We start from the raw sequence: 1,184 nt of genomic DNA, 5'->3' as shown, positions 1-1,184 counted from the left end.
CGCCCGCACCGCGTCGGCGCCGACCTTGCCTGAGAAGCCTTCCGTGGCGGTCCTGCCGTTCTCGAACTTGAGCGGAGATCCGCAACAGGAGTACTTCGCCGATGGAATGGTCGATGACATCATCACCGGCCTGGCACGCATAAAATGGCTTTTCGTTATCGCGCGAAACTCGACCTTCGCTTACAAAGGCCGCGCCGTGGACGTGAAGCAGGTCGGCAGCGAGCTTGGCGTACGATATGTCCTCGAAGGCAGCGTGCGCAAAGCTGGCGGTAGTGTGCGCGTAACCGCTCAGATGATCGATGCATCGACCGGCGCGCACGTGTGGGCCGAGCGCTACGACCGCAGTTCGGAGGACATTTTCGCGCTTCAGGACGAAATCGCGCTATCAGCGGTGGGCGCGATTGCTCCAAGCTTGCGAAAAGCGGAAATTGAACGTGTCAGGCGGAAGCGCCCAGAGAGTCTCGACGCATACGATCTCGTGCATGATCGCGCCGCTGCATTCACGGCATTAGACGCAGCCCTCGCCATTAGCCCGTCATCGGCGCTGACTTACATTCTTGGCAGCGTCGTTCTCGGATGGGCCGGCGAAGCAGAGCGCGCGATAGAATGGAGCGAGAAGGGTATCCGGCTAAGCCCGTTCGATTCGTGGGCTTGGGCCGCGTTTGACGCCCAAGCAATGAGCCATTTGCTGCGCGGGCGTTACGAAGAAGCTTGTCGCGCAGCCTACAAGTCCGTTCAAGCCAATCCGGCACACAGCATCACCTACGTGCAACTGACCGCTGCGCTCGCCAAACTCGGCCGGCTGGACGAAGCGAGGGCCGCCGCCGCGCGCGTGCGCGAGCTTCAGCCGGGCTTCCGCTACAGCCGCCAATTTGCTGGCGTGCGCTGTGCGCCAGCGCTCGCGGAGACTCTGGGAAGCGCGCTGCGGGACGCCGGATTGCCAGAGTGACGGCTGGGCGTCGAGGCGGACAGCGCTAGCGAGCCCATCTGGGGAGGAAGGTCGTGGTGAGGCGTTTCAATCAGCCACTCGATACAAAGTACCAAGACCTCCGAGCCAACGGCAAAGCCGCAAACTCTGATACTCTAGCCCGCCGACGGGGCATCCGCCTTGCCGTCGAGATGCGCCTTAAGCGCCATCTGGGCCAGGCTTGCCTGGCGATCGCGATGGGTGATCATGGCGAAGT

The 1,184-nt window shown here is 62.6% G+C and carries 2 pseudogenes; one reads left to right on the top strand and one right to left on the bottom strand.

Going from position 1 to position 1,184, the window contains the following annotated elements:
• Nucleotides 1-949, top strand: a pseudogene (locus ENZ74_RS32365) (transcriptional regulator); the annotation flags it as partial.
• Nucleotides 950-1,083: 134 nt separating this feature from the next.
• Here ENZ74_RS32365 and ENZ74_RS35530 read toward each other — a convergent pair.
• A pseudogene (locus tag ENZ74_RS35530) lies at nt 1,084-1,184 on the bottom strand (LysR family transcriptional regulator); the annotation flags it as partial.

The sequence above is a fragment of the Mesorhizobium sp. M7A.F.Ca.CA.002.15.2.1 genome, from assembly GCF_003998715.1.
GTDB lineage: Bacteria > Pseudomonadota > Alphaproteobacteria > Rhizobiales > Rhizobiaceae > Mesorhizobium > Mesorhizobium ciceri.
The sequence above is the reverse complement of the archived record's forward strand: the minus strand, read 5'-3'. Positions and strand labels throughout refer to the sequence as shown.